The organism is Alteromonas sp. AO-Serp (assembly GCF_017849675.1).
Lineage (GTDB): Bacteria > Pseudomonadota > Gammaproteobacteria > Enterobacterales > Alteromonadaceae > Alteromonas > Alteromonas macleodii.
Window position 1 is genome coordinate 1 of record NZ_JAFLMX010000161.1, and the last position, 3271, is coordinate 3271.

Genomic DNA, 3271 nt, shown 5'->3' on the forward strand with positions numbered 1-3271 from the left:
AGGGATTTTCCCCTCTAAAGTAACATAGAACGCTACAGGCTTTGTATTATATAGCCTCCAGCTGTGGGTTACTTTCGTTTCCAAGCTTAATCATCCACGATTGGCTTCGTAATTTCACTAATATCAGGCAATTTTCCGGTATTGGTGAAGTTATACGTCCCGCTTAAGTTGATATTTTGCCATGCAACGGGCGAAACAGCACGAGTGATAGCCGCTTTTTCTTCATCACCTGTCGCTTCAAAGTGTCCCAGAAGATGACTCAGTATCGCGGAGTTGAAGTAGATGAGCGCATTGGCAAGCAATCTTGCGCATTCATTCCAGATAGCGATTTCAGACTCGTTTTTGCCACGGAACTGATCACCATTCACCGACGCAATGGCTCGTCTAAGGAAGTGCCATGCTTCTCCCCGGTTCAGGGCACGTTGCACATACTGCCGCAAACTGGCATCGTCGATGTAGTCAAGTAAATATTGCGCTTTAACCAGTCGATTATACTCTGTCAGCGCCTGTAATATCGGGTGTCCTGAAGGATAACCAGACAGTTTTCTCACCAGTATTGCCTGTGTTGTTCGTTTTGTCTGAAGTGACAGGACAATACGCCTGATATCCTGCCATCCCGTTTCGATGACCCCCGTCCTGATGGGTTTCTTCAGCGCAAGTATGGTGTTACATTGTTCATTTTCAGTCACCTCAAACAGATCGTTGATGACGCTGTTAAATTGCGCGTATCGCGGTGCAAAGCTGTAGCCGCATAGATCCAATAAAGCGAAGTTGACGTGATTGACACCGTGTGTATCTGTCGAGAGTACGTCAGGTTTGATATCGCTGCTGTTGGATTGCAACAGATCATAGATATAGTGTGATTCATGCTCGTTGGAGCCGATTATCCGTGCATTCAGCGCGCTGTGATTGGCGACCAGGGTCATGGCCGTGATCCCTTTATTGGTACCGAAGTACTTCGAGGAATACCGGGTTTTAAACGTTTCCAGATGCGTTTCGAATTTCTGACCATCCGCACTGGCGTGCAACTGGTCCTCCTGAATATGGTAGTGGCGGAAGATGGGTAATGAAGCCACCGCATTATTGATCACGTCGCTGGCATCATGCAGCGTTTCAGGTCGGATATAGTTAGCCTGTACTGTACTCAGGTGTTCATAACTGCGGTCGGAGATCTGCGCCATACCATACACACCACGGTGAGTGGCGTTAGCAATCAGAATGGCCAGTAAATCATCCTGATGAGTAGTTCCCTGTTTTTGTATTGGCAGCACATGTGTCAGGCTTCGCATGAACCCGGTTTCGCGCTCAACATACCGCAGGACATCCGCGATACCGACTGGCTGCATTCGCTTAAAGAAGGGATTGTTGACCAGAGATGTAGCGCCTTTTGTTGGCAGGTGCCAGCGGGTGCCCGAGCGAGTTTTCATGATTACATTGCGATTATCTCCCTCATCAATATGGCGCGCCACGTCTTTGAGCGCGCTTTCCAGTCGATGTTGTTTCTCCTGTAACAATGCGTCAACAGGTTGTTTTAGTCTGTCCAGCGTTGATGACTCCAGCAGTGCATCCTGCGATGTTTGGGGGATCAGGTCGTCTTCCAGTGCCCGGTATTTGGTGACATTTGACAGATAAATACGTCCGTTCAGTCGTGAAGTTAACTGCCGGTAGAGCAGCCATTCATAACGTTGCGGATTAACGTTATCCTGTTTCACCAGCCATGGGAGGTGCTTTTTGGGGATAAGCGACGTATCCATTGTCATCAGTGATTCACCGGATACAATTTCCGTTTGCATCTTTTGAAGTTGGGCGACGACGGCTTCTGAGCCTTTACCGGCCTCACATTCAAGGCACAGGAACACTGGTCTTAACAACTGTTCCAGAAGGTTTCGTTGTTCGTCATAATATTGCCACTGGTACTCTTCCACGGTCCGTTTTTGTTTTTTCAGATAAAGGCAAAGGGTCTGGATATCCCGATCATCCATCACTTTCAGTGCCTGTTTTCTGACTTCCGAGAAGGGCTGATTGTCATCAATATTCTCGTCAACAAACAGGTGAAGTAGCTCTGCCGCTTTCGTGACATTGTCCGCAGCTGACTGCCAGGACAGGAACACTGCTTGTTGTGCAAAGGCGTTGGCGGCTTCCTGTTGTTTTCGGATATGGTAAACAAACCCATCCGTCAGGCGCTCCAGTGCAAGTTGCATGCGCTCTGTCAGATGACACAGTAACCACAGGTGCTGCTGTGAGCGTTTGAAGCGCCGCACTTTACTGCCGTAGTAATCAATAAGGCCGCTGAAGTGTTGTCGATTTTTTAGCGACAGATTGAGCCTGTCCACAACGTCATTTATTTGCGTGTGCCATGGTGCTAACCGGTGGTAAATGGCGAGCTCTTTTTTAAGCTCAGGCACGGTCAGACTTTTGGCACCACCCCTGAGATGGCTCAGACTCAGCCCGTCGTCTTTAGTAGTGATTATGTTGTCCAGAAAGACGTTAAGTTCATTACTGGTAAGTTGATTCAGTTGGAGCGTCAGGTCTTTTCTGACCTGTTGCATTGTGCGGCTTATCAGTCTTTGAAGCACGGAGTACTTAGGAATGGCAATGTTATGGCTGGCAAGGTATTCAATGGCCGCATCAAAGAGGTGTCGAGGCTCCAGCCAGGCATGACCAATGTAAACCAGGTGGTGGCACAGAGCATTGAGGTGCTGTTTTTCATTCCACTTATTGTAATTTAGTAGACGCAGTATCCTTGAGTAAATACGGTCACGCTGCATTTTACTGACACTGAAAGGCCTGATCCCTTTACCTCTTTGAATTTGGGAGGCAATAAACTGCATGTCGATACTGATATCACGGAAACTCGGAGCAATGATCACTGGCTTAGATTTAAAATAGCCCAGAAGCGCCACGAAATAACAACGATGTTTAGTAAGCCTGATAGTACGGCATTCGGCCTGTTCTACATCGTTTAGCGAAAAATACAAACGTTGTTCCTCAATAGAAAACTGAGGTGCTGAATACAAGTCTCGTTGTTCTGCCTGAGTCAGAATCGAGAGTTCATTACTAATTGCCATGATGAATAAACGCCAATATGATTGATGGTGTTTATATAAGATGGCAGAATATTGGAAGGTAACCCACCGCCACAGACCATATAATATAATACCTGTAGCGTTCTATGTTACTTTAGAGGGGTAAATCCCTAGAACCCCAAAATGAGACTTTTGTCTTAGCAGCATACAACTTAGGTTCTACTAGAAAAGTATTACGACTATAG

Annotated in this window: 1 protein-coding gene; it reads right to left on the bottom strand. The window is 46.9% G+C overall.

Going from position 1 to position 3271, the window contains the following annotated elements; all coding sequences use genetic code 11:
* Positions 1-86: 86 nt before the first annotated feature.
* Positions 87-3068, bottom strand: a complete 2982-nt coding sequence (locus QVA83_RS11460) for a Tn3 family transposase (protein WP_287498476.1) — start codon at positions 3066-3068, stop codon at positions 87-89.
* Between the last annotated feature and the right edge of the window lie 203 nt (positions 3069-3271).

Excerpts from the sequence above, each read along its gene's own strand:
- QVA83_RS11460 (WP_287498476.1), bottom strand. The coding sequence starts at position 3,068 with ATGGCAATTAGTAATGAACTCTCGATTCTGACTCAGGCAGAACAACGA.